The organism is Variovorax sp. LjRoot84, assembly GCF_964254305.1.
GTDB lineage: Bacteria > Pseudomonadota > Gammaproteobacteria > Burkholderiales > Burkholderiaceae_C > Variovorax.
Genome location: NZ_CAXUTE020000001.1, coordinates 781,354 through 803,638 on the forward strand (window position 1 = coordinate 781,354; position 22,285 = coordinate 803,638).

The window sequence follows — 22,285 nt, forward strand, 5'->3', positions numbered from 1 at the left end:
ATGACGACCACCACCGAACTGATGTCCACCGCCGAGATCCTCGGCGGCCTCGTGAGCGCGATGGCCACAGGCCGCATCCGCGTGATCGACCTCACGCAGACGCTTTCGCCCGAGTTCCCGCAGATCGCGCTGCCGCCCGAGATGGGCCAGTGCTGGCCCTTCCGCATCGAGGAGGTGTCGAAGTACGACGAGCGCGGACCCGGCTGGTACTGGAACAACTTCTCCTGCGGCGAGCACACGGGCACGCACTTCGATGCGCCGATCCACTGGATCTCGGGCCGCGACCTGCCGAACAACTCGGTCGACACGATTCCGGTGCAGCACTTCGTGGCGCCGGCCTGCGTGATCGACTGTTCCGCTCAATCGGCTACCGATCCCGATTACCTGCTGACGGTGGAAGACATCGAGCGCTACGAGGCCAAGCACGGCCGCATCCCGAAAGGCGCCTGGGCGCTGATGCGCACCGACTGGTCGAAGCGCCAGGACCCCGAGGCGTACCAGAACTTCGACGAGACCGGGCAGCACACGCCGGGTCCGAGCACCGAGGCCGTGCGCTTCCTGGTCGAGCAGCGCGACGTGCTGGGCTTCGGCTCCGAAGCCATCGGCACCGATGCCGGCCAGGGCTACCACCTGCGCCCGCCCTATCCCTGCCACTACTACATGCACGGCGCCGGGCGCTACGGGCTGCAGTGCCTCAGCAATCTCGACCTGCTGCCGCCGGCCGGCGCGGTGCTGATCTGCCCGCCGCTCAAGATCGAGAAGGGCAGCGGCAGCCCCTTGCGCGTGCTGGCGCTGGTGGGGGCGGCACCATGAATCTCACGCATCCCGTCGCCGCCGTGACCGGCGGCAGTGCCGGCATCGGCAAGGCCATCTGCGCGGACCTGCTCGCGCAGGGCTACGAGGTGGTGTCGCTGGCGCGGCGCCGCTGCGAGATCGACCATCCCAAGCTGCACAGCATCGAGGTCGACCTGATGGACCGTGCCGCCACCGCCGAAGCCGCGCGCGAGATGGCGCGTCGCTTCGAGGTGACGACCGTGGTCCACAACGCCGGCGTGATCCGGCCCGCGCTGCTCGCGGACGTGAAGCTCGATGACCTGGACGCGCTGGCCGAGTTGCATCTGGGCTGCGCGATCCAGCTGGTGCAGGCAGCCTTGCCCGCGATGCGCGCGGAACGCTTCGGCCGCGTGGTGCTGCTGTCCTCGCGCGCGGCGGTCGGCCTGGCCACGCGAACGAACTATTCGGCCACCAAGGCCGGCATGCTGGGCATGGCGCGCACCTGGGCGCTGGAGCTTGCGGCCGACGGCATCACGGTGAACGTGGTGGCGCCGGGGCCGATCCGCACCGACATGTTCTACGACGTGGTGGAGGCTGGCAGCGAGAAGGAACGCGCGCTCGCGGCCTCGGTGCCGGTGCAGCGCCTCGGCGAATCCTCCGACGTGGCACGGGCCGTGCGTTTCTTCGTCGACCCGGCCAACAGCTTCGTCACCGGCCAGGTTCTTTATGTGTGCGGCGGCACCAGTGTGGGCAGTCTCGCGCTGTAGCGGTGCATCGCGCGCCAAACGCAAAACCTCTCGTTGTCTCCCTTGTCATTGCACCATCGTCTCGCTAGTATTGTTTAGGTCTAAACATTTCATAAATCATGTTAAGGCTCAGCTCAACCCCTGGAGGATCGTCATGAAAGTTCCAAGCCCCATCCGCGCCCTGGCGGGCATCGTCCTCGGCATCGGTGCATTGAGCGCCGCGAGTGCCTGGGCTGCCGACTACAAGGTCGGCTTCATCACCTCGCTCTCGGGGCCGGTGTCTTCGCTGGGCATTCCCTACGAGAAGGGAATGAAGGCCGCGCTGGCCTACAAGTCCGAAGTGGGCGGTCGCAAGATCCAGCTGGTGCAGCTCGACGATGCGTCGGACCCGTCCACCGCGGCGCGCAATGCGCGCAAGATGATCGACGAGGACAAGGTCGACGTCATCATCGGCACGGCCGGTTCGCCCGGCGCGCTGGCCATCGCGGCCGTGGCGCGCGAAACCAAGACGCCGCTGATCTCGATCGCCAACGCCAACCTGCCCGGCGAAGAGGGCGCCTGGATGGTCACGCTGCCGCAGCCCGCGCCGTTGATGGTGAGCGCGGTGGTCGAGCGCATGAAGAAGTCGGGCGTGAAGACGGTCGGCTACATCGGCTTCTCCGACGCGTGGGGCGACCTGGTCTACGACGCGCTGACGAAGAGCGCGGAGCCGGCCGGCATCAAGGTCGTGTCGAACGAGCGCTATGCGCGCGCAGACGCCTCGGTCACCGGCCAGGTGCTGAAGATCGTCGCGCTGCGTCCCGATGCGGTGATCACCGGCACCTCGGGCACGCCGGGCGCGCTGCCCTACCTCGCGCTCTCGGAGCGCGGCTACAAGGGCCAGATCTACGGCATGCATGCGTTGATCAACCCCGACTTCGTGCGCGTGGGCGGCACCTCGGTCGAAGGGCTCCTGGCGCCCACCGGCCCGGTGATCGTGGCCGAGCAGCTGCCCGACTCCAACCCGATCCGCAAGGTCTCGATGGACTTCCGTGCGGCCTACCAGAAGGCCAACGGCGCGGCGCCGACCGATGCCTTCTCGGCCTACACCTTCGACGCCTGGCTGCTCTTCCTCGATGCGGCGCAGCGCGCCAAGGGCGAGCCCGGCACTACAGCCTATCGCGTGGCGCTGCGCGATGCCATCGTCAGCACCAAGGAGCTGGTGGGCACGCACAGCGTCTACAACTTCAAGCCCGACAACCGCTACGGCTCGGACGAGCGCTCGCGCGTGGTCGTCAAGCTCGAAAAGGGTCAATGGAAGCTGGTCCCCTGAGATGAAGAACATCGCACGTCTTGCCGGCCTCACGGCCATCGCCCTGGCTGCCGCGCATGCCGCGGCCGCCGATCTCAAGATCGGCTTCATCAGCTCGCTCTCGGGCCCGGTCTCGGCGCTCGGCATCCCCTACGAGAAGGGCATCCGCGCCGCCATCGCCGAGCATCCGATCCTGGCCGGCCGCAAGGTCGAGCTGATCGTGCTCGACGATGCGTCGGACCCCACCACCGCCGGGCGCAATGCGCGCAAGCTGGTGGTGGAGGACAAGGTCGACGTGCTGATCGGCACCTCGGGCGTGCCCAGCGCGATGGCCATCGCGGCCGTGGCGCGCGAACTCAACACGCCGCTGATCTCGCCCACGCCGGTCACCATTCCCGGTGCCGAAGGCGCGTGGACCGTGACCGTGTCGCAGCCCTTTCCGCTGATGGTGGCGGGCGTGGTCGAGCGCATGAAGAAGTCGGGCGTGAAGACGGTGGCCTTCATAGGCTTCTCCGACGCGCTGGGCGACCTGGCCTACGACTCGCTCGTGAAGAGCGCAGACGCCGCCGGCATCAAGGTGGTGGCCAACGAACGCTACGCACGCAGCGATTCGTCGGTGGCGGGCCAGGTGCTGAAGATCGTCTCGGGCCGCCCCGATGCGGTGTTCGCCGGCAACTCCGGCACGCCGGGCGCGCTGCCCTACCTCGCACTCGCCGAGCGTGGCTACAAGGGCCAGATCTACGGCACGCACGGCCTGATCAATGCCGACTTCGTGCGCGTCGGCGGCGCATCGATCGAAGGCCTGCAGGTGCCCAGCGGCCCGGTGCTGGTGGCCGACCAGCTCGCTGCGGACAACCCGATCAAGAAGGTGTCGATGAACTTCCGCAGCGCCTACCAGAAGGCGCACGGCGTGATGCCCACCGATGCCTTCTCCTCCTACACCTACGACGCCTACCTGCTGCTGGCCGACGCCGCCTCGCGCACCAAGGGCGAGCCCGGCACTACAGCCTACCGCACGGCGCTGCGCGATGCGATCGTCGGTACCAAGGAGCTGGTGGGCACGCACGGCGTCTACAACTTCAAGCCCGACAACCGCTATGGCTCCGACCAGCGCGCAGTGGTCGTGGTGCGGATGGAAAAGGGCCAGTGGAAGCTGGTTCCCTAGGACGACGATGACCAGCTACCGCGACCGGCCCGAAGCGATCCGCGCGCTCGTCCAGGACGACCGCGTGCACCGCGATCTCTACCTGAGCGAGGAGCTGTTCGCGCTCGAGCAGGAGCGCTTCTTCGCCAACACCTGGCTCTACGTCGGCCACGCGAGCCAGGTGCCGAACACCGGCGACTTCTGGTCGCTCGAACTTGCCGGCCGCCCGGTGATGATGGTGCGCCAGCCCGACGGCGCGGTGCGTGTGTTCTACAACCGCTGCGCGCACAAGGGCACTCGACTCGTGACCGACGAGAGCGGCAACACCGGCAAGTTCTTCCGCTGCCCCTACCACGCCTGGACCTACAAGCTCGACGGCGCGCCGCTCGCGATCCCGCTCAAGACCGGCTACGAAGGCACGCGATTGAAGGAATGCGAATCAGGGCAGGGCCTGACCGAGCTGAAGCACACGGTCGTCTACCGCGACTTCGTCTTCACGCGCATCGCCGATCGCGGACCGGACTTCGAGGCCTACTTCGGCGAGGTGCTGCAGGCCATCGACAACATGGTCGATCGCTCGCCCGAGGGCAAGCTCACGGCGGGCGGCGGCGTGATGCGCAACATCGTCCACTGCAACTGGAAGATGTACCTCGAGAACATCAACGACACGGTGCATCCGATGTCGACCCACGAGTCGGCCACGCAGGCGGCCGGTGCGCTGTGGCAGGGCCGTGCGCCCGACGAGCCCAAGCCGATGGCGATGGAGCAGATCCTGCCCTTCGGCTCGGGCTACGACTTCTTCGACAAGATGGGCGGGCGCGTGTTCGCCAACGGCCACAGCGTGCTGGGCGTGAACTTCAGCATCCACTCGAATTACGCGCAGCTGCCCGACTACGAGGCGGCGATGCGCGAGGCGCACGGCGCCGAGCGGGCGATGGAGATCCTGCAGCGCTCGCCGCAGAACTCGGTGTTGTTCCCCAGCCTGTCGGTCAAGGGCTCGCCGCAGGCGATCCGCGTGATCCGCCCGCTGGCCGCGAACCGCACGCTGATCGAGGCCTGGAGCTTCCGCGCCGCCGGTGCGCCGGACCTGCTGTTCGAGCGCGCGATGACCTACAACCGGCTGGTCTTCTCGCCCATGTCGGTGGTGGCGCACGACGACGTGCACCTGTTCGAAAGCATTCAGCAGGGCCTGAAGGCCGAGGGCAACGAATGGGTGAGCCTGCATCGCAACTTCGATTCCGCAGAGCTCGGGCAGGACACGATCACCACCAACGGCACCAACGAGCTGCTGATGCGCAACCAGTTCCGCGCGTGGGCGAAGTACATGGCGGAGCCCGCATCATGACCGACCCCGCAGACTTCATCGCCGCCGAGGCCGCGCTGCTCGACGCCGGCCGCTTCGACGACTGGCTCGCGCTGTTCGCCGAGGACGGCCATTACTGGGTGCCGCTGCAGGGGGCCGCGCAGGCCGATCCGCATCTGCACAACTCGCTGGCCTACGAAGACCGGCTGCTGCTGCAGCTGCGCGTGGACCGCCTGAAGAACCCGCGCGCCCACTCGCAGCATCCGAAGAGCCATTGCCAGCACGTGCTGCAGCGCTCGATCGTGGAGCGCGAGGACGAGGCCACCGGCGAAGTCGCGCTCGTCACGCCCTTCATCTACGTCGAGTCGCGCGGCGAGGAGCAATTGATGCTCGCCGGCACCTGCCGCCACCTGCTCGCGCGCGCGCCCGAGGGCTTCGCGATCCGGCAGAAGCGCATCGACCTTCTCAACGCCGGCCGCGCGCTGCCGGCCATCCAGTTGTTCATTTGAGCGAGTTGCTCACCCTTCCACCCACCAGGAGCCACGACATGAAGAGCTTGATGAAGACCTTGGCGCACAGCGCGCTGGCCACGGCCCTTGCCGCCGGATTCGCGATGACCGCGCTCGCGGCCGACCTCAAGGTCGGCCTGAGCGTGTCGCTCTCGGGCCCCAACTCCTCGCTCGGCGTGCCCTACGCCAAGGGCATGCAGGCCGCGCTGGCCTACAAGCCGGAGGTCAACGGCCGCAAGATCCAGCTGATCGTGCTCGACGACGGCTCCGACCCGACCACCGCGGGCCGCAATGCGCGCAAGCTGGTCGAGGAGGAGAAGGTCGACGTGCTGATGGGCACCTCCGGCGTGCCCGCCGCGATCGCGATGGCGCAGGTGGGGCGCGATGCCAAGGTGCCGATGATCGGGCTCACACCGATCCAGCTCGACCCGGCCGAGAACGGCTGGGTCTTCACGGTCGCGCAGCCCACGCAGCTGATGATCGACGCCGTGGTCGAGCGCATGAAGAAGGACGGCATCAAGACCGTGGGCTACATCGGCTTCTCCGATGCCTGGGGCGACCTGGTCTACAACGCCCTGATGAAGGCCGCGCCCGCGGCCGGCATCAAGGTGCTGGGCAACGAGCGCTATGCGCGCGCCGACGCCTCGGTCACCGGCCAGGTGCTGAAGCTGGTCGCGATGCGTCCGGATGCCGTGATGACGGGCGGCGCCGGCACGCCGGGCGCGCTGCCTTTCCTGGCGCTGGCCGAGCGAGGCTTCAAGGGGCCGGTGTACGGCCAGCACGGGCTCATCAACCCCGACTTCGTACGCGTCGTCGGCGCCTCGGGGCAGGGTGCGCTGATGCCGACCGGCCCGGTGATCGTGGCCGAGCAGCTGCCGGCCAACTACCCGACCAAGAAGATCGCCATGGACTTCCGTGCCGCCTTCCAGAAGGTCAACAACGCGCCGACCAGCGACGCCTACTCGGCCTATTCCTTCGACGGCTGGCTGGTGTTCGCCGATGCCGCGGCGCGCGCCAAGGGCGAGCCGGGCACGCCCGAGTTCAGGCTGTCCCTGCGCGACGCGATCGCCAGCACCAAGGAAGTGGTGGGCACGCACGGCGTCTACAACTTCAAGCCCGGCAACCTCTACGGCGTGGACGAGCGCGCGCGCGTGATCGTCAAGCTCGAGAACGGCCAGTGGAAGCTCGCCAACTGAGCCGGCACTAGCAAGAGCGAGACAAAGCGGAGGACTGTTCAATGACACCGGACGTGGCACTGATCCTGGGCATCGATGGCCTGGCGAATGGCGCTGTTTATCTTCTGGCCGGGCTGGGGCTGGTGCTGATCTTCTCGGTCACCCGCGTGGTCTTCGTGCCCTTCGGCGACGTCGCGGCCTTTGCCGCGCTGTCGCTGGCCGCATTCGAAACCGGGCGCGTGCCGCCCACCATCGGCATGGTGGTGGTGCTCACCGCGCTCGCGCTGGCGACCGAGGTCGGCAGCCTGGTGCGCCGCGGCGAAACGGCGCGCATCCCCAAGGCCCTGCTGGGCTGGGGCGTGCTGCCGCTCATTCCCTGCCTGCTGGCCTGGCTGGCAAGCCGGCCCGGCGTGCCGGCGCCGGTGCACATCGCGGTCGCGGTGCTGCTGGTGGTGCCGATCGCGCCGCTGCTCTCGCGCGTGGTGTTCCAGCCGATCGCCGATGCGTCGGTGCTGGTGCTCCTGATCGTGTCGCTCGCGCTGCACTTCCTGCTCTCGGGCCTGGGCCTGTTGTTCTTCGGCCCCGAAGGCTCGCGCACCCAGCCGCTGGCCGGCGGCTCTCTGCCCCTGGGCGACGGCTTCGCGGTGAGCGGACAGGTGATCCTGATGGTCGGCGCGGCGATCGTGCTCAGTGGCATGTTCTTCCTGGTGTTCGAGCGCACGGTGGCCGGCAAGGCGCTGCGCGCCACCGCCGTCAACCGCGTGGGCGCACGGCTGGTCGGCATCCGGCCGGCGCGCACGGCGCTGCTGGCCTATGGCTGCGCCTCGCTGCTGGCCGGGCTGATCGGCGTGCTGATCGCGCCGGTCACCACCATGTACTACGACTCGGGCTTCATCATCGGCTTGAAGGCCTTCGTGGCGGCGATCATCGGCGGGCTGGTGAGCTATCCGATGACCGCCATCGGCGCGCTGGCGGTAGGGGTGGTCGAGAGCTTCGCCTCCTTCTGGAGCGGCGCGCTGAAGGACGTGATCGTCTTCAGCCTGCTGATCCCGGTGCTGATGCTGCGGTCTTTCCTGAGCGTGCATGCGGAAGAGGAAGAAGAGGAGGTGGACCAATGAGCGCCGCGCCCACACCCGAAGTCGTGCGTCCCGTGTTCGATGAAGCCGCGGGTGCCGCGCGCAAGCCCGCAGAGAGAAGGTCGATGAACCCTGCTTCCAAGCGCCTGCTCTGGATCGGCCTCGTCGTCGTCGCGCTGGCCGTGGTGCCGCTGCTCGCCGGCAACTTCACGGTTTCGCTGTTGAACGACATCGGCATCGGCGCGCTGGTCGCGCTGGGCCTGGTGCTGCTCACCGGCATCGGCGGCGCGACCTCCTTCGGGCAGGCGGCCTTCGTCGGCATCGCCGCCTATGCCACGGCCTGGCTCAGCACCACGCAGGGGATGTCGCCCTGGCTGGGGCTGGCGTTCTCGCTGCTGCTGACCGGTCTCTCGGCGCTGGCCATCGGCCTGCTCACCTTGCGGCTGGGCGGGCACTTCCTGCCGCTGTCCACTATCGCGTGGGGCTTGTCGATCGCGATGCTCTTCGGCAACGTCGATGCGCTGGGGCGCCACACCGGTCTGTCGAACATTCCGGCGCTGACCATCGGCACCTGGTCGCTGGCCGATCCGCGCGCGATCTACTACCTGATCTGGGGGCTGGTCGGGTTGGCCTTCCTGTTCAGTCGCAACCTGCTGCAGTCGCGGCCGGGCCGCGCGATCCGCAGCCTGCGCGGCGGTGCGATCCTGCTGGCCAGCGTCGGCGCGGATGCCTATCGCGTGCGGCTCACGCTCTTCGTGACGGCTGCCCTCTTCGCCGGCCTCGCGGGCTGGCTCTATGCGCACATGAACCGCTTCGTCAGCCCCTCGCCCTTCGACGTGCGCGCCAGCATCGAGTACCTGCTGATGGCCGTGGCCGGCGGGCTTGGGCAACTGACGGGCGCGCTGGTCGGCGCGGCGCTGGTGCTCATCCTCAAGAACGGGCTGCAAGACGTGCTGCCCCTGCTGACCCAGCGCGCCGGGCAGCTCGAGGCGGTGGCCTTCGCGACGCTCTTCATCCTGCTGCTGCACTTCGCGCGCGGCGGGCTGATGGGCTTCGTGCGGCGCTGGACGCACCGGTTTTCGGGATCGCAGGCGCCTCGCGAGCCCATGCCGCTCGTTTCGCCGCTGACGCATCGCACGCTGCCCGATCGCGGCGCGCCGATCCTGTCGGTCACCGGCGCGGTCAAGCGCTTCGGCGGGCTAGTGGCCGTCAACGATGTCAGCTTCGACGTGAAGGCCGGCGAGATCATGGGCCTGATCGGCCCCAATGGCGCCGGCAAGTCGACCATGTTCAACCTGCTGACCTGCACGCTGCCGATGACGGCCGGGCAGGTGCGCTTTCTGGGCCAGGACATCGCGGGCATGCCGCAGCGCAAGGTCGCGCGACTCGGCTTGGCGCGCACCTTCCAGCACGTGAAGCTCAGGCCGCACATGAGCCTGCTGGACAACGTCGCGCTCGGCGCCCATTCGCGTACGCGTTCGGGCGTGCTGAAGGCGGGGCTGCGGCTCGACCGCACCGAGGAACGCCAGATCCTGCAGGAGGCGCAGCGGCAGCTCGACCGCATCGGCCTGGGCGACCGCGCGCACGAACTCGCGGGCAGCCTGCCGCTGGGCACGCAGCGCATCCTGGAGATCGCGCGCGCGCTCGCGGCCGACCCGGTGCTGCTGGTGCTCGACGAGCCGGCCGCCGGCTTGCGCCGCAAGGAGAAGATGGCGCTCGGCGACCTGCTGCGCAAGCTGCGCGAGGAGGGCGTGACCATCCTCATCGTCGAGCACGACATGGACTTCGTCATGAAACTGGTGGATCGCCTGGTGGTGATGAACTTCGGCTCCAAGCTGGTCGAGGGCGTGCCCTCGGCGGTGCGCGCGGACGAGCGCGTGCAGGCAGCGTATCTCGGGAGCGTCGTATGACTGCGATGCTCGAGATCGGGGACCTTCACGTTTCGTACGGCCAGGTCGATGCCGTGCGCGGCGTGTCGCTCAACCTGGAGCACGGCCAGATCATCTCGGTGATCGGCCCCAACGGCGCCGGCAAGACCACGCTGCTGGCTGCTGCGATGGGCTTGCTGCCCTGCAAGGGCTTGCTGCGCTTCGAGGGCGAAGACCTGCACGGGCTCGACGTCGAGGCGCGCGTGGAGCGCGGCCTGTGCCTGGTGCCCGAGAAGCGCGAGCTCTTCGGCGAGCTGACCGTGCTCGACAACCTGCAGCTCGGCGCCTTCGGCAGCCGGCTCCGCAGCGATGCCCTGAAGCGCCGGCTGCAGTCGGTGTACGACCGCTTCCCGCGCCTGGCCGAGCGCCGCGCGCAGCGCGCCGACACGCTCTCGGGCGGCGAGCGGCAGATGCTGGCCGTGGGCCGCGCGCTGATGTCGGCGCCGCGCCTCTTGATGCTGGACGAGCCCAGCCTCGGGCTGGCGCCGCTGATCGTGCGCGACATCCTGGCCATCGTGCGCAAGCTGCGCGAAGACGGCGTGTCGATCCTGCTGGTGGAGCAGAACGCGCGCGCCGCGCTGGAGAGTTCGGACCACGGATACGTGCTGGAGACCGGCGAGATCGCGCTCTCGGGCGCCTCGCAGGAGCTTGCCAGCGATCCGCGCGTGCAGGCCACCTACCTTGGCGGAGGTACCAATGGCGACGGATGAGCGAGCGGCGAGTCCGCTGCCTCCGGGTCAGCGTACGCTGCCCGCGATGCTGCAGCGGCAGGCGGTGCTGTTCGGCGAACGTCCATTGCTGCGCATCGCGGGGCGGTCGTGGTCGCACCGCGATGCGGCGCAGGCCGCGGGCCTTCGCGCTGCGGCATTGGCCGAGGCGGGCGTGCAGCGCGGCGACCGGGTGGCCGTGATGAGCGGCAACCGCATCGAGTTTCTCGAAGTGTTCCTCGGCTGCGGCTGGCTCGGCGCCTCGACGGTGCCGATCAACACCGCGTCGATGGGGCCGCAGATCGAGTACTTCCTTTCCAACAGTGAGGCGAAGCTGCTGGTGATCGAAGAGGCTTTCGTAGAGCGCTTGCAGGCGGCCGACCTCGCGCGCACTTCGCTGCGCGAGATCTGGGTGCTGGGCGAGGACGCCGATCGCGCTGCGTGGCCGGGCATTCGCGTGCTGCCGTATCCCGCCGCAACCGCCTCGCTCGCGCCGGCGAAGGTGCAACCCGGCGATCCGCTCGCCATCCTCTACACCTCCGGCACCACCGGCCCGGCCAAGGGCGTGGTCTGCCCGCATGCGCAGTACCACTGGTGGGGCGTCAACAGTGCCGACGTGCTGGGCGTCGAGGCGGAGGACGTGCTGTGCACCACGCTGCCGCTCTTTCACATCAACGCACTCAACACCTTCGCGCAGGCCGCGATCACGGGTTGCGAGGTGGTGTTCGAGGCGCGCTTCTCGGCCTCGGGCTTCTGGCCCACGATGCGCGCCTCGGGTGCGACGGTGGTCTACCTGCTCGGCGCGATGGTGCCGATACTGCTGGCGCAGCCCGAGGGGTCCGGCGAGCGTGAGCACCGCGTGCGCACCGGGCTCGGCCCCGGCGTGCCGGCCGCGGCGGGCCAGGCCTTCTTCGAGCGCACCGGCGTCCGGCTGCTGGAAGGCTACGGCTCCACCGAAACAAATTTCGCAATCGCCACCGCGCCCGATTCGCCGCGCGGCGGCGTGATGGGGTGGCTGCGACCCGGCTTCCAGGCGCGCGTGGCGGACGAGGACGATGTCGAACTCCCGAACGGCGAGGCAGGCGAGCTGCTGTTGCGCGCTCATGAACCCTACGCCTTCGCGAGCGGCTACCTCAACATGCCCGAGAAAACCGTCGAGGCCTGGCGCAACCTCTGGTTCCATACCGGCGACCGCGTGGTGCGCGATGCCGACGGCGCCTTCCGCTTCGTCGACCGCATCAAGGACGCGATCCGCCGGCGCGGCGAGAACATCTCCTCCTTCGAGGTCGAGCAGGTGCTGCTGAGCCACCCGGCCGTGGCGGGCTGCGCGGTCTACCCCGTGCGTTCCGAACTGGCCGAGGACGAGGTGATGGCCGCACTGGTGGCGCGTGACGGGCAGCGCATCGATCCGGTCGAGCTGCTGGCGTACTGCGAATCGCGCCTGCCTTACTTCGCGCTGCCGCGCTATGTCGACCTGCTGCCCGACCTGCCGCGCACCGAGAACGGCAAGGTGCAGAAGTACAAGCTGCGCGAGCGCGGCGTGAGCGCGATCACCTGGGACCGCGGACCCGCGGCTCGCCCGCCGGCCAAGGGCTGAATCGCATGGCTGCGCACCCGGACGCACCGCTGTTCTCGCTGGCCGGGCAGGGCGTCTTCGTGACCGGTGCAGCGCAAGGCCTGGGTGCCGCGATCGCGCGCGGCCTGGCCGAGGCGGGGGCGCGCGTCGTGCTCGCCGATGTCGACGGCGCGGTCGACGCGGCCGCGGCGGCGCTGCGCGCAGACGGCCATGACTGCATCGCCATGCAGCTCGATGTGCGCGACGAGGCTGCCTTCTGGCTGTGCTTCGATGCGGGCGTGCAGCACTTCGGCGGCATCGATGTGATGGTGAACAACGCCGCCCGCACGCTGTACTCCTCGATCTGGGACATCACAACCGAGGAGTGGGACGAGGTGCTGGCCGTGAACCTGCGCGGCAGCTTCTTCGGCTGCCGCATCGCCGGGCGCCACATGCGCGAGCGGGGCGCGGGCCGGATCATCAACCTGTCGTCGATCGCCGGGCAGCAGGCCAGCGCGGCGACCGGCGTTCACTACGCCGCGTCCAAGGCGGGCATCGTGGCGCTGACCCGTTCTTTCGCGCAGGAACTGGCGCCGCACGGCGTCACGGTGAACGCACTGGCACCGGCGGCGGTGCGCAGTCCGGTGCTCGATGCGATGAGCCGGATGCAGCAGCGCACGGTGTCGGCCGGCATTCCGCTCGGCCGCTTCGGCGAGCCGGAGGAGGTGGCCGCGGCCGTGGTCTACCTCGCATCGCCGGCCGCGGCCTTCATGACGGGCGCGACGCTGGACCTCAACGGCGGGCGGCTCATGCGCTGAGGCATGACACGGCGCGCCACTAGAATGATTCAGGACTAAACCATTCAGGCATGCAAACAAATTCACTGACCGGGCGCCATGCCCTCGTGACCGGCGCCGCGCGCGGCATCGGCGCGGAGATCGCGCGCACGCTGGCCGCCGAGGGCGCGGTGCTGACTTTGCTCGGACGCGACCGTGACGCGCTCCAGCGCGTCGTCGATTCGCTCGCGGGCAGCGGCCACGGCGTGGTCGCGGCCGACGTGGCCGATGTACAGGCCGTGCAAGGCGCGTTCGCCCAGGCGCGCGCGGCGCGGGGCCCGATCGCCATCCTCGTCAACAACGCCGGTGCGGCGGAGAGCGTGCCGTTCCTGAAAACTTCGGTCGAGCTCTGGCAGCGCATGCTGTCCGTCAACCTGACCGGAAGCTTCCTCTGCGCCCAGGCCGCGCTGCCCGACATGCTCGAGGCCGGCTGGGGCCGCATCGTCAACATCGCGAGCACGGCCGGGCAGAAGGGCTATGCCTACGTCTCGGCCTACACGGCCGCCAAGCACGGCGTGATCGGCTTGACGCGTTCGCTGGCGCTGGAGATGGCGAGGAAGGGCGTCACCGTCAATGCGGTATGCCCCGGCTACACCGACACCGACATCCTGCGCGACAGCGTGGCCAACGTGGTCCAGAAGACCGGCCGCAGCGCCGACGATGCGCTGGCCGAGTTCGCGGTCGTCAATCCGCAGCGGCGCATCGTGCAGCCTGCGGAAGTGGCCGATGCGGTGCGCTGGCTCTGCGGCGAGGGCGCGGCTTCGGTCAACGGCCAGTCCATCTCGGTGTCTGGAGGCGAAGTCACATGAAGCAGAACGACGCCTCGCACGCGCTGCTCAGCGACGCGCAGGAGCTGGGCCACGAAGCGCGGGCCGGCACCGGCGACCATGCGGTGCTCAAGCTCTGGCTGCGAATGCTGGCCAGCACCACCCAGATCGAGGCCGAGATCCGCAAGCGGCTGCGCGAGCGCTTCGACATCTCGCTGGCCCGCTTCGACTACATGGCGCAGCTCTACCGCTACCGCGACGGTCTCAAGATGCGCGTGCTCTCGCGCTACCTGATGGTGACCGGCGGCAACGTCACCGGCCTGACCGACGAGCTGGAGCGCGAAGGCGTGGTGCAGCGCTCGGCCAGCCCGGAAGACCGCAGGGCCTGGATCGTGAGCCTGACGCCGAAGGGCCGCCGCAGCTTCGAGGCCATGGCCAAGGAGCACGAGGAATGGCTGCTCGAGATGTTCTCGGGCCTGGACGCGAAAGCGGTGCAGCAGCTGTACGCGCAGCTGGGGGCGCTGCGCGTGCACCTTGTGCGCTAGCCGGCGAGGCGAGCCTTTCGACAAGCTCAGGGCGAATGGGAGGTAACGAGGACCACGGACCCCCACCCCGTTCGGGCTGAGCCTGTCGAAGCCGCCCCCTAGCCCTTGCCGAGCAGCGCGTCCTTCAGCTTCCAATCGGCCGGGTTCGGGCCGAGCCAGATGCGCATCAGCGCATTGAAGAAAGCCTGCTCCTTGATCGGCTCGCCCTGGGCCACGCCCTTGACCGAGATCACGGTACCGGTGCCCGGCACCCAGTCGACGGTGAAGGCGTCCCCGGCCTTCAACTGCTTCTGGTCGGCGAACATCTGGCCCATGCGCACCAGGCCGGGAATCAGCTGCAGCATCTCGGTCTTGGGCGAGTTGTCTTCCACGCCGCGCGTGAACAGCTTGCCCAGTTCGTTGGCATCGATGTCGCGCAGCATGGTGATCGCCATGCGCTTGGCGCCGGGCACGGCCAGCACTTCCTCGGTGGTCGAGGCCTTCTTGCCCAGGTAGAGGCCGGCGGTGTAGACCTTGAACACGGCCTTGTAGCGCACGCCGGCCCCGTTGAGCTGCAGCTTGCTGCCCTTGAGATCGAGCGCATCGTCGAGCTTGACGCCGGCCACCTCGACCGGGGCGGCCGAGGCAGCGAGCGAGGCGAGGGCGAGGGTGGTCAGTGCGAGCGCGCGCCGCAGGGCAGGCTGGGTCATCGGGTTTGTCTCCGTCAGCGAAAAATTTAAAGTGCCTCAATGTATCTTTTTGTACAGGCCTTGTCGCTGGGCTAAACTCACGCTTCCATGTTCATTCATCACGTCATTCAGACAGGTCAAGGCAGCCGGGGAGCCTGGCCTTGGCGCACGCCATCGTCGTTGCCTGTTTGATTGCATGGCGCACGCCGTGCGCCCGCGGCCCGCGGTCATCCCGACCCGGCCACTCACCTGAATGACCCCGCCAGCGACCTCGAAGCGTCACTGGCCGACGGAGACCCCACCCGTGATCACCGAACTCGAATTCAAGAGCCTCAGCGCGCAGGGCTACAACCGCATCCCGCTGATGGTCGAGGCCTTTGCCGACCTCGAAACCCCGCTTTCCCTCTACCTGAAGCTCGCCCATACCAAGGAGGGCGGCAAGCACAGCTTCCTGCTCGAATCGGTGGTGGGCGGCGAGCGCTTCGGCCGCTACAGCTTCATCGGGCTGCCGGCGCGCACCCTGCTGCGCGCGAGCGGCTTCGGCGACGACGCGCTGACCGAGGTCGTGACCGGCGGCAAGGTCGTCGAGACGGCCAAGGGGAATCCGCTCGATTTCGTCGCGGCCTACCAGAAGCGCTTCAAGGTGGCGCTCAGGCCCGGGTTGCCGCGCTTCTGCGGCGGCCTGGCCGGCTACTTCGGCTACGACACGGTGCGCCATATCGAGAAGAAGCTCGAGCAGAGCTGCCCGCCGGACACGCTGGGCTGCCCCGACATCCTCCTCTTGCAATGCGAGGAACTGGCGGTCATCGACAACCTCTCCGGCAAGCTCTACCTGATCGTCTATGCCGACCCTGCCCAGCCCGAGGCGTACGCCAATGCCAAGCGGCGGCTGCGCGAACTGCGCGAGCAGCTCAAGTACTCGGTGAGCGCGCCGCAGGTGAGGCCGACGCAGGCACACCCGCCCGAACGCAGCTTCGCCAAGGCCGACTACCTGGCGGCGGTCGAGCGCGCCAAGGAGCTGATCGCGGCCGGCGACTTCATGCAGGTGCAGGTGGGCCAGCGCATCAGCAAGCGCTATACCGAGTCGCCGCTGTCGCTGTACCGCGCGCTGCGCTCGCTCAACCCGTCGCCCTATATGTACTACTACCACCTGGGCGATTTCCACGTGGTCGGCGCCTCGCCCGAGATCCTGGTGCGGCAGGAGCACACCGGCGAGGGCGAGCAGAAGATCACCATTCGCCCGCTGGCCGGCACGCGCCCGCGCGGCGCCTCGCCCGAGCTCGACCGCGCGGCCGAGGCCGAGCTGATCAACGACCCCAAGGAGCGCGCCGAGCACGTGATGCTGATCGACCTGGCGCGCAACGACATCGGCCGCATCGCCAAGACCGGCAGCGTCAAGGTGACGGAGGCCTTCGCCGTCGAGCGCTACAGCCATGTGATGCATATCGTGAGCAACGTCGAAGGCACGCTGAAAGACGGCATGACCGCGATCGACGTGCTCAAGGCCACCTTTCCGGCCGGCACGCTGACCGGTGCGCCCAAGGTGCACGCGATGGAGCTCATCGATCAGCTGGAGCCGACCAAGCGCGGCCTCTACGGCGGCGCCTGCGGCTACATCAGCTATGCGGGCGACATGGACGTCGCGATCGCGATCCGCACCGGGATCGTGAAGGACCAGATGCTGCATGTGCAGGCAGCGGCCGGCGTGGTGGCCGACTCGGTGCCCGAATTGGAGTGGAAGGAAACCGAGGCCAAGGCGCGGGCGCTGCTGCGCGCCGCCGAACTGGTCGAGGAAGGGCTCGAGTGATGGCCGACGAATTTCAGAACAACGACTTCTCGCACGAGATCATCGGCGCCGCGGTCGAGGTGCAGCGCGTGCTCGGCGTCGGCCTGCCCGCGGAGGCGTACGCCGCCGCGCTGGAGATCGAACTCGCCGAACGCGAGATCGGCTTCGTGCGGGACGTGCCGGTGTCGGCCAGCTACAAGGGCCGCTCGCTCGGTGAGGTCTGCCGTGCGGGCTTCGTGGTCGAGCAATCGCTCATCGTCGAGGTGAAAGCGGTCGATGCACTGACCGACCTGCATCGCGCGCAGGCGCAGGCGGCGGTGCGGCTGTCGGGGCTGCCGCTGGGCCTGCTCATCAATTTCAACGTGTTCCCGGTGGTCAAGGGCGTGCATCGGATCGGAGCCAAGCCATGAAACTCCTGATGATCGACAACTACGACAGCTTCACCTACAACCTGGTGCAGTATTTCGGCGAACTCGGCGCCGAGGTCGAGGTGTTTCGCAACGACGAGATCACGATCGAAGGTCTGCGCGAGCGCGTTGCCGCCGGCGTCGCGCGGTTGGTGGTTTCGCCGGGGCCGTGCTCGCCGGCCGAAGCGGGGGTGTCGGTGGCGGCCATCAAGGAGTTCGCAGGCCAGCTGCCGATCCTCGGCGTCTGCCTCGGGCACCAGGCGATCGGCGCGGCCTTCGGCGGCAGGATCGTTCGCGCGCAGCAACTGATGCACGGCAAGACCAGCGAGATCACGACCACGCGCGAGGGCGTGTTCGCCGGGCTGCCCGAGAAATTCAGCGTCAATCGCTACCACTCGCTGTCCATCGAGCGCGACTCCTGCCCGCGCGAGCTCAAGATCACCGCCTGGACCGACGATGGCGAGATCATGGGCGTGCGCCACACGGGCTTTGCACCCGCGGTGCGCATCGAGGGCGTTCAGTTCCACCCCGAATCGATCCTGACCGAGCACGGCCATGCCATGCTCAAGAACTTTCTGGAGTGACCCGCATGAGCACGACGACCCTGGTGGACCTGCGCAGCGACACCGTCACCCGGCCGACGGCCGCGATGCGCCAGGCCATGCTCGAAGCGCCGCTGGGCGACGACGTGTTCGGCGACGACCCGAGCGTCAACGCGCTGCAGTCGCAGATCGCCGAGATGCTGGGCTTCGAAGCGGCGCTGTTCGTGCCGACCGGCACCCAGAGCAACTTCTGCGCGATCCTGGCCCATTGCCAGCGCGGCGACGAATACATCGTCGGCCAGCTGGCGCATTGCTACCGCTGGGAAGGCGGCGGCGCCGCAGTGTTCGGCAGCGTGCAGCCGCAGCCGCTCGAGCACCAGCCGGACGGCTCGCTGGCGCTGAAAGACATCGAGGCTGCCATCAAGCCCGACGACGCGCATTTCGCGCGCACCCGGTTGCTGGCGCTGGAAAACACGATCGGCGGCAAGCTGCTGCCCTTCAGCTATGTCGAAGAGGCGACGCAACTGGCGCAGCGCAAGGGCCTGGGCCGCCATCTGGACGGCGCACGGCTCTTCAATGCCGCCGTTGCACAGGCCGCCCAGCGCGGCACCGAGGCGCGCGCCGAAGCGCGCCGCATCGCACAGTGCTTCGACAGCGTCTCGGTCTGCTTCAGCAAGGGCCTCGGCGCCCCGGTGGGTTCGGCACTGTGCGGCTCGCGCGAGCTGATCGCGCGCGCCCACCGCATCCGCAAAATGGCCGGCGGCGGCATGCGGCAGGCCGGCATGCTGGCGGCCGCTGCTTCTCATGCGCTGCAACACCACATCGACCGCCTCGAGCAGGACCACGCGCTCGCGCGCCGGCTGGCCGACGGCCTGGCCGGGATTCCCGGGCTGCAGGTCGAGACGCCGCAGACCAACCTGCTGTTCGTCGACCTGAGGGGCGAGGCGCAGGCGCGCTCGGCCGAGCTGCTGGCGCACCTGAAGCAAAACGGCGTGCTTGCCACCGGCTTGTATCGGCTGCGCTTCGCGACCCATCTCGATGTCGACGCAGCCGGCATCGACCGCGCCATCGGCGCGATCCGGAGCTTCTTCCATGCCTGAACTCCATTCCCTGCTGCTGTTCATCGCCGCCGGCCTGCTGCTGAATCTCACGCCGGGCCCCGATGTGCTCTACATCGTGAGCCGCGCGCTGCGCTCGGGCACGCGCGCCGGCATCGTGGCGGGCATCGGCATCACGGCCGGCTGCTTCGTGCACATCACCGCCGCCGCGGTGGGCGTGAGCGCGCTGATGGCGGCATCGACCACCCTGTTCACCGCCCTCAAGTGGCTGGGCGCGGCCTACCTGCTGTGGGTCGGCGTGCGCATGCTGCTGTCGCGGCCGGGCAAAGACCCGTCGGCGCGGGTGCGCGCCGATGCAGATGCGGCGGGCCCCGCCAGCATGAAGAGTGTGTTCCTCGGCGGCTTCTGGACCAATGTGCTCAACCCCAAGGTGGCGCTGTTCTTCCTGGCCTTCGTGCCGCAGTTCATTGCGCCCGATGCGGCGAACAAGCCGCTGGTGTTCTTCCTGCTGGGCGCACTGTTCAACTTCAACGCGATCTTCGTGAACGTCGCCTGGGCGTTGCTGGCCGGCTGGACGGCGCGCCGCGTCGGCGCGGTGCAGCGCGGCATGCACTGGCTGGAGCGCGGCGCGGGCGCCCTGTTTGTCGGCTTTGGCATCAAGCTCGCGCTGTCCGAGAATCCGCTCGCGGCAGCTCACGCTCACTGAAACAACCGAGGGAGACTTCATCATGCCCATCACCCCCCAGGAAGCCCTGCAGCGCACCATCGAACACCGCGAGGTGTTCCACGACGAGATGCTGCACATCGTGCGCCTCATCATGAGCGGCGAATGCTCGCCGGTGATGATGGCGGCGCTCATCACCGGCCTGCGCGTCAAGAAGGAAACCATCGGCGAGATCACCGCCGCCGCGCAGGTGATGCGCGAGGTGTCGACCAAGGTGCAGGTGGCCGACACCACGAATTTGGTGGACATCGTCGGCACCGGCGGCGACGGCTCGCACACCTTCAACATCTCGACCTGCTCGATGTTCGTCGCCGCCGCTGCGGGTGCCAAGGTCAGCAAGCACGGCGGGCGCAGCGTGAGCAGCAAGTCGGGCAGCGCCGACGTGCTGGAGTCGTTGGGCATCAACATCAACCTTAAGCCCGAGCAGATCGCGCAATGCATCGCCGATGTCGGCATCGGCTTCATGTTCGCGCCGAACCATCATCCGGCCATGAAGAACGTGGCGCCGGTGCGCAAGGAACTCGGCATCAAGACCATCTTCAACATCCTGGGGCCGCTCACCAATCCGGCCGGCGCGCCCAACATCCTGATGGGCGTGTTCCATCCCGACCTGGTCGGCATCCAGGTGCGCGCGCTGCAGCGGCTGGGCGCGGAGCATGCGCTGGTGGTCTATGGGCGCGACGGCATGGACGAGATCTCGCTCGGGGCCGCCACCATGGTCGGTGAGTTGAAGAACGGCGAGATCCTCGAGTACGAGCTGCATCCCGAGGACTTCGGCTTCCAGATGTCGAGCAACCGCGCGCTGCGCGTCGAGACGCCGGAGCAGTCGAAAGCGATGCTGCTCGGCGTGCTCGACAACCAGCCCGGCGCGGCGCGCGACATCGTCGTGCTCAATGCCGGCGCGGCGCTCTATGCGGCCAATCTGGTGGATTCGATCGGCGCGGGCGTGGCGCGCGCGCGCGCCGCCATCGACTCCGGCGCAGCCAAGGCCAAGCTGGCCGAGCTGGTCAAGGCGACGTCCGTCAGTTGAGAGAGCAGGGAACCATGTCCGACATCCTCGAGAAGATCGTTGCCGTCAAGCGCGAAGAGGTCGCAGCAGCGCAGAAGAGAAGCTCGCTCGAAGCCGTGCGCTTCGATGCCGAAAGCCGCGTGCTCACGCGCGACTTCGTCGGCGCCCTGCGGGCCAAGATCGCGGCCGGCCAGGCGGCGGTGATCGCCGAGATCAAGAAAGCCAGCCCGAGCAAGGGCGTGCTGCGCGAAGAGTTCATCCCGGCCGATATCGCGCAGAGCTATGCCGAAGGCGACGGCAAGATCAGCGCGGCCTGCCTCTCGGTGCTGACCGACCGCCAGTTCTTCCAGGGCGGCGTCGACTACCTCAAGCAGGCGCGCGCCTCCTGCGATCTGCCGGTGCTGCGCAAGGATTTCATCGTCGATGCCTACCAGGTCTACGAATCGCGCGCGATGGGTGCCGACGCGATCCTGCTGATCGCGGCCTGCCTCGACGATACGCAGATGCGCGACTTTGAAGCGATCGCCGTGGGGCTCGGCATGGCGGTACTGGTCGAGGTGCACGATGGCGCCGAGCTCGATCGCGCGCTGAAGCTCAAAACGCCGTTGATCGGTGTCAACAACCGCAACCTGCGCACTTTCGAGGTGTCGGTGCAAACCACCATCGACCTGCTGCCCAAGGTGCCGGCCGGGCGCCTGCTGGTCACCGAATCGGGCATTTCGACGCGCGACGAGGTCGCGAAGCTGCGCGCGGCGGGGGTGCATGCCTTCCTGGTCGGCGAGGCTTTCATGCGCGCCGACGAACCGGGCGAGGCGCTCGCCGAACTCTTCCAATGAGCGCGTTGGCCAATCAGCTGGCGAGCTGCGATCCGGCCGATTGGCCCGTCGCACCAGGCTGGCAGCCGCTGGTCGACGGCTTTTTCGGTGGGCCGGTCGGGCAGAAGCTGCTCGGCTTCCTGCGCGAGAGGCTGGACGCCGGTGCGGTGATCTTCCCGCCGCAGCCGCTGCGCGCGCTGGAGCTCACGCCGCCCGAGACGGTGCGCGTGGTGATCCTGGGCCAGGACCCGTACCACGGCCGCGGCCAAGCCGAGGGGCTGGCCTTCTCGGTGGCGCCGGGCGTTGCGCTGCCGCCTTCGCTGCGCAACATCTTCAAGGAGCTCGAACGCGATCTGGGCACCTCGCCGCCCAGGTTCCCGGATCCGGGCGGCAGCTTGGTCAAGTGGGCGACGCACAGCGTGCTGCTACTCAACACCTGCCTCACCGTGGAGGAGGCCCAGCCGGCCAGCCATGCGGGCCGCGGCTGGGAAGTGCTGACCGACGCGGTGATCCGCCACGTGGCAGAGGGCGAGCGCTCGGTCGTGTTCATGCTCTGGGGCTCGCACGCGCAGAGCAAGCGGGCGCTGATCGACACCCGTCGGCACAAGGTGCTGACCGCGAACCATCCCTCGCCGCTCTCGGCGCTGCGCCCGCCCGTGCCCTTCATCGGTTGCGGCCACTTCGGCCAGGCACGCGCCTGGCGTGAATCGCAGGGCCTTTGATTAGCCCGGGTAAAATGCGCGACGCAACCTGCGGCGCAGCAACTTTTGGCGGGGGCTGTCATCGACCTGCCCTCCCAACCGTGCTATATTCCGAGGTTCGCCGGAGAGGTGGCCGAGTGGTTAATGGCAGCAGACTGTAAATCTGCCCTCTTACGAGTACGCTGGTTCGAATCCAGCCCTCTCCACCAGCGAAGAAAA

General features: G+C 68.4%; 23 protein-coding genes and 1 tRNA gene. 23 read left to right on the top strand and 1 reads right to left on the bottom strand.

Features of this window, described 5'->3' with window-relative positions; all coding sequences use genetic code 11:
- From ACSQ9I_RS03960 to ACSQ9I_RS04025, 14 genes are all read left to right on the top strand, one after another.
- Entirely contained in the window at window positions 1–813 is an 813-nt protein-coding gene (locus ACSQ9I_RS03960) for a cyclase family protein (protein WP_093110835.1), read from the top strand.
- Entirely contained in the window at window positions 810–1,541 is a 732-nt protein-coding gene (locus ACSQ9I_RS03965; protein WP_436302766.1) for an SDR family NAD(P)-dependent oxidoreductase, read from the top strand. The genes ACSQ9I_RS03960 and ACSQ9I_RS03965 overlap by 4 nt, the downstream gene beginning before the upstream one ends.
- A 133-nt stretch (window positions 1,542–1,674) precedes the next feature.
- A complete protein-coding gene (locus tag ACSQ9I_RS03970) occupies window positions 1,675–2,832 on the top strand; it encodes an ABC transporter substrate-binding protein (protein WP_436312350.1) in 1,158 nt (385 codons plus the stop codon).
- A gap of 1 nt (window position 2,833) precedes the next feature.
- Window positions 2,834–3,976, top strand: coding sequence for an ABC transporter substrate-binding protein (locus ACSQ9I_RS03975; RefSeq protein ID WP_436312351.1), 1,143 nt, complete (start codon window positions 2,834–2,836; stop codon window positions 3,974–3,976).
- 7 nt (window positions 3,977–3,983) lie between these two features.
- A complete protein-coding gene (locus ACSQ9I_RS03980; RefSeq protein ID WP_436312352.1) occupies window positions 3,984–5,300 on the top strand; it encodes an aromatic ring-hydroxylating dioxygenase subunit alpha in 1,317 nt (438 codons plus the stop codon).
- On the top strand, window positions 5,297–5,767 hold the full coding sequence (locus ACSQ9I_RS03985; RefSeq protein ID WP_436312353.1) for an aromatic-ring-hydroxylating dioxygenase subunit beta: 471 nt from the start codon (window positions 5,297–5,299) through the stop codon (window positions 5,765–5,767). Before ACSQ9I_RS03980 ends, ACSQ9I_RS03985 begins: the two co-directional genes overlap by 4 nt.
- 38 nt (window positions 5,768–5,805) lie before the next feature.
- Window positions 5,806–6,963, top strand: a complete 1,158-nt coding sequence (locus tag ACSQ9I_RS03990) for an ABC transporter substrate-binding protein (protein ID WP_436295337.1) — start codon at window positions 5,806–5,808, stop codon at window positions 6,961–6,963.
- Between the two features lie 41 nt (window positions 6,964–7,004).
- The gene (locus ACSQ9I_RS03995; RefSeq protein ID WP_436312354.1) at window positions 7,005–8,060 is read left to right on the top strand and encodes a branched-chain amino acid ABC transporter permease; all 1,056 of its coding nucleotides are present in this window, start codon (window positions 7,005–7,007) and stop codon (window positions 8,058–8,060) included.
- A gap of 83 nt (window positions 8,061–8,143) precedes the next feature.
- The gene (locus ACSQ9I_RS04000) at window positions 8,144–9,928 is read left to right on the top strand and encodes a branched-chain amino acid ABC transporter ATP-binding protein/permease (RefSeq protein WP_093110890.1); all 1,785 of its coding nucleotides are present in this window, start codon (window positions 8,144–8,146) and stop codon (window positions 9,926–9,928) included.
- Window positions 9,925–10,656: an ABC transporter ATP-binding protein gene (locus tag ACSQ9I_RS04005; RefSeq protein WP_093110848.1), complete on the top strand. Its 732-nt coding sequence runs from the start codon at window positions 9,925–9,927 to the stop codon at window positions 10,654–10,656. Before ACSQ9I_RS04000 ends, ACSQ9I_RS04005 begins: the two co-directional genes overlap by 4 nt.
- The gene (locus tag ACSQ9I_RS04010; protein WP_436302772.1) at window positions 10,643–12,250 is read left to right on the top strand and encodes an ATP-dependent acyl-CoA ligase; all 1,608 of its coding nucleotides are present in this window, start codon (window positions 10,643–10,645) and stop codon (window positions 12,248–12,250) included. The genes ACSQ9I_RS04005 and ACSQ9I_RS04010 overlap by 14 nt, the downstream gene beginning before the upstream one ends.
- 5 nt (window positions 12,251–12,255) lie before the next feature.
- A complete protein-coding gene (locus ACSQ9I_RS04015) occupies window positions 12,256–13,026 on the top strand; it encodes an SDR family NAD(P)-dependent oxidoreductase (protein ID WP_436312355.1) in 771 nt (256 codons plus the stop codon).
- A 50-nt stretch (window positions 13,027–13,076) separates the two neighbouring features.
- Window positions 13,077–13,853 carry an SDR family NAD(P)-dependent oxidoreductase gene (locus ACSQ9I_RS04020; RefSeq protein WP_436312356.1) on the top strand — a complete coding sequence of 259 codons (777 nt, stop codon included), beginning with the start codon at window positions 13,077–13,079 and terminating at the stop codon, window positions 13,851–13,853.
- Window positions 13,850–14,356, top strand: a complete 507-nt coding sequence (locus ACSQ9I_RS04025) for a MarR family winged helix-turn-helix transcriptional regulator (protein ID WP_093110856.1) — start codon at window positions 13,850–13,852, stop codon at window positions 14,354–14,356. The genes ACSQ9I_RS04020 and ACSQ9I_RS04025 overlap by 4 nt, the downstream gene beginning before the upstream one ends.
- 98 nt (window positions 14,357–14,454) lie before the next feature.
- Here ACSQ9I_RS04025 and ACSQ9I_RS04030 read toward each other — a convergent pair whose 3' ends face one another.
- On the bottom strand, window positions 14,455–15,045 hold the full coding sequence (locus ACSQ9I_RS04030; protein ID WP_436312357.1) for a chalcone isomerase family protein: 591 nt from the start codon (window positions 15,043–15,045) through the stop codon (window positions 14,455–14,457).
- 283 nt (window positions 15,046–15,328) lie between these two features.
- Between ACSQ9I_RS04030 and trpE the strand changes: the two genes are divergently transcribed.
- The 9 genes from trpE to ACSQ9I_RS04075 all read left to right on the top strand — a co-directional run bounded on the left by trpE (window position 15,329) and on the right by ACSQ9I_RS04075 (window position 22,275).
- The gene (trpE, locus tag ACSQ9I_RS04035; protein WP_093110860.1) at window positions 15,329–16,831 is read left to right on the top strand and encodes an anthranilate synthase component I; all 1,503 of its coding nucleotides are present in this window, start codon (window positions 15,329–15,331) and stop codon (window positions 16,829–16,831) included.
- Window positions 16,831–17,220 carry a GxxExxY protein gene (locus ACSQ9I_RS04040; protein ID WP_093110862.1) on the top strand — a complete coding sequence of 130 codons (390 nt, stop codon included), beginning with the start codon at window positions 16,831–16,833 and terminating at the stop codon, window positions 17,218–17,220. The genes trpE and ACSQ9I_RS04040 overlap by 1 nt, the downstream gene beginning before the upstream one ends.
- Entirely contained in the window at window positions 17,217–17,801 is a 585-nt protein-coding gene (locus ACSQ9I_RS04045; protein ID WP_093110864.1) for an aminodeoxychorismate/anthranilate synthase component II, read from the top strand. The genes ACSQ9I_RS04040 and ACSQ9I_RS04045 overlap by 4 nt, the downstream gene beginning before the upstream one ends.
- Before the next feature lie 5 nt (window positions 17,802–17,806).
- Window positions 17,807–18,859, top strand: coding sequence for a low-specificity L-threonine aldolase (gene ltaE, locus ACSQ9I_RS04050; protein WP_436312358.1), 1,053 nt, complete (start codon window positions 17,807–17,809; stop codon window positions 18,857–18,859).
- Window positions 18,852–19,523, top strand: coding sequence for a LysE family translocator (locus ACSQ9I_RS04055; protein WP_436312359.1), 672 nt, complete (start codon window positions 18,852–18,854; stop codon window positions 19,521–19,523). Before ltaE ends, ACSQ9I_RS04055 begins: the two co-directional genes overlap by 8 nt.
- A 22-nt stretch (window positions 19,524–19,545) precedes the next feature.
- Window positions 19,546–20,571 (top strand): anthranilate phosphoribosyltransferase, encoded by a 1,026-nt coding sequence (gene trpD / locus ACSQ9I_RS04060; RefSeq protein ID WP_436312360.1) that lies wholly within the window; start codon window positions 19,546–19,548, stop codon window positions 20,569–20,571.
- 14 nt (window positions 20,572–20,585) lie between these two features.
- Window positions 20,586–21,386, top strand: coding sequence for an indole-3-glycerol phosphate synthase TrpC (gene trpC, locus ACSQ9I_RS04065; RefSeq protein WP_436312361.1), 801 nt, complete (start codon window positions 20,586–20,588; stop codon window positions 21,384–21,386).
- On the top strand, window positions 21,383–22,087 hold the full coding sequence (locus ACSQ9I_RS04070) for a uracil-DNA glycosylase (RefSeq protein WP_436312362.1): 705 nt from the start codon (window positions 21,383–21,385) through the stop codon (window positions 22,085–22,087). The genes trpC and ACSQ9I_RS04070 overlap by 4 nt, the downstream gene beginning before the upstream one ends.
- A gap of 102 nt (window positions 22,088–22,189) precedes the next feature.
- Window positions 22,190–22,275, top strand: a tRNA-Tyr gene (locus ACSQ9I_RS04075).
- Window positions 22,276–22,285 lie beyond the last annotated feature (10 nt).

Coding starts and splice junctions, on each gene's coding strand:
- ltaE (WP_436312358.1), top strand. CDS start 17,807: ATGAGCACGACGACCCTGGTGGACCTGCGCAGCGACACCGTCACCCGG.
- ACSQ9I_RS04045 (WP_093110864.1), top strand. CDS start 17,217: ATGAAACTCCTGATGATCGACAACTACGACAGCTTCACCTACAACCTG.
- ACSQ9I_RS04010 (WP_436302772.1), top strand. CDS start 10,643: ATGGCGACGGATGAGCGAGCGGCGAGTCCGCTGCCTCCGGGTCAGCGT.
- ACSQ9I_RS04030 (WP_436312357.1), bottom strand. CDS start 15,045: ATGACCCAGCCTGCCCTGCGGCGCGCGCTCGCACTGACCACCCTCGCC.
- ACSQ9I_RS03970 (WP_436312350.1), top strand. CDS start 1,675: ATGAAAGTTCCAAGCCCCATCCGCGCCCTGGCGGGCATCGTCCTCGGC.
- ACSQ9I_RS04005 (WP_093110848.1), top strand. CDS start 9,925: ATGACTGCGATGCTCGAGATCGGGGACCTTCACGTTTCGTACGGCCAG.
- ACSQ9I_RS03985 (WP_436312353.1), top strand. CDS start 5,297: ATGACCGACCCCGCAGACTTCATCGCCGCCGAGGCCGCGCTGCTCGAC.
- trpC (WP_436312361.1), top strand. CDS start 20,586: ATGTCCGACATCCTCGAGAAGATCGTTGCCGTCAAGCGCGAAGAGGTC.
- ACSQ9I_RS04015 (WP_436312355.1), top strand. CDS start 12,256: ATGGCTGCGCACCCGGACGCACCGCTGTTCTCGCTGGCCGGGCAGGGC.
- ACSQ9I_RS03980 (WP_436312352.1), top strand. CDS start 3,984: ATGACCAGCTACCGCGACCGGCCCGAAGCGATCCGCGCGCTCGTCCAG.
- ACSQ9I_RS03995 (WP_436312354.1), top strand. CDS start 7,005: ATGACACCGGACGTGGCACTGATCCTGGGCATCGATGGCCTGGCGAAT.
- ACSQ9I_RS04025 (WP_093110856.1), top strand. CDS start 13,850: ATGAAGCAGAACGACGCCTCGCACGCGCTGCTCAGCGACGCGCAGGAG.
- ACSQ9I_RS04040 (WP_093110862.1), top strand. CDS start 16,831: ATGGCCGACGAATTTCAGAACAACGACTTCTCGCACGAGATCATCGGC.
- trpD (WP_436312360.1), top strand. CDS start 19,546: ATGCCCATCACCCCCCAGGAAGCCCTGCAGCGCACCATCGAACACCGC.
- ACSQ9I_RS04055 (WP_436312359.1), top strand. CDS start 18,852: ATGCCTGAACTCCATTCCCTGCTGCTGTTCATCGCCGCCGGCCTGCTG.
- ACSQ9I_RS04020 (WP_436312356.1), top strand. CDS start 13,077: ATGCAAACAAATTCACTGACCGGGCGCCATGCCCTCGTGACCGGCGCC.
- ACSQ9I_RS03960 (WP_093110835.1), top strand. CDS start 1: ATGACGACCACCACCGAACTGATGTCCACCGCCGAGATCCTCGGCGGC.
- ACSQ9I_RS03965 (WP_436302766.1), top strand. CDS start 810: ATGAATCTCACGCATCCCGTCGCCGCCGTGACCGGCGGCAGTGCCGGC.
- ACSQ9I_RS04070 (WP_436312362.1), top strand. CDS start 21,383: ATGAGCGCGTTGGCCAATCAGCTGGCGAGCTGCGATCCGGCCGATTGG.
- ACSQ9I_RS04000 (WP_093110890.1), top strand. CDS start 8,144: ATGAACCCTGCTTCCAAGCGCCTGCTCTGGATCGGCCTCGTCGTCGTC.
- ACSQ9I_RS03990 (WP_436295337.1), top strand. CDS start 5,806: ATGAAGAGCTTGATGAAGACCTTGGCGCACAGCGCGCTGGCCACGGCC.
- ACSQ9I_RS03975 (WP_436312351.1), top strand. CDS start 2,834: ATGAAGAACATCGCACGTCTTGCCGGCCTCACGGCCATCGCCCTGGCT.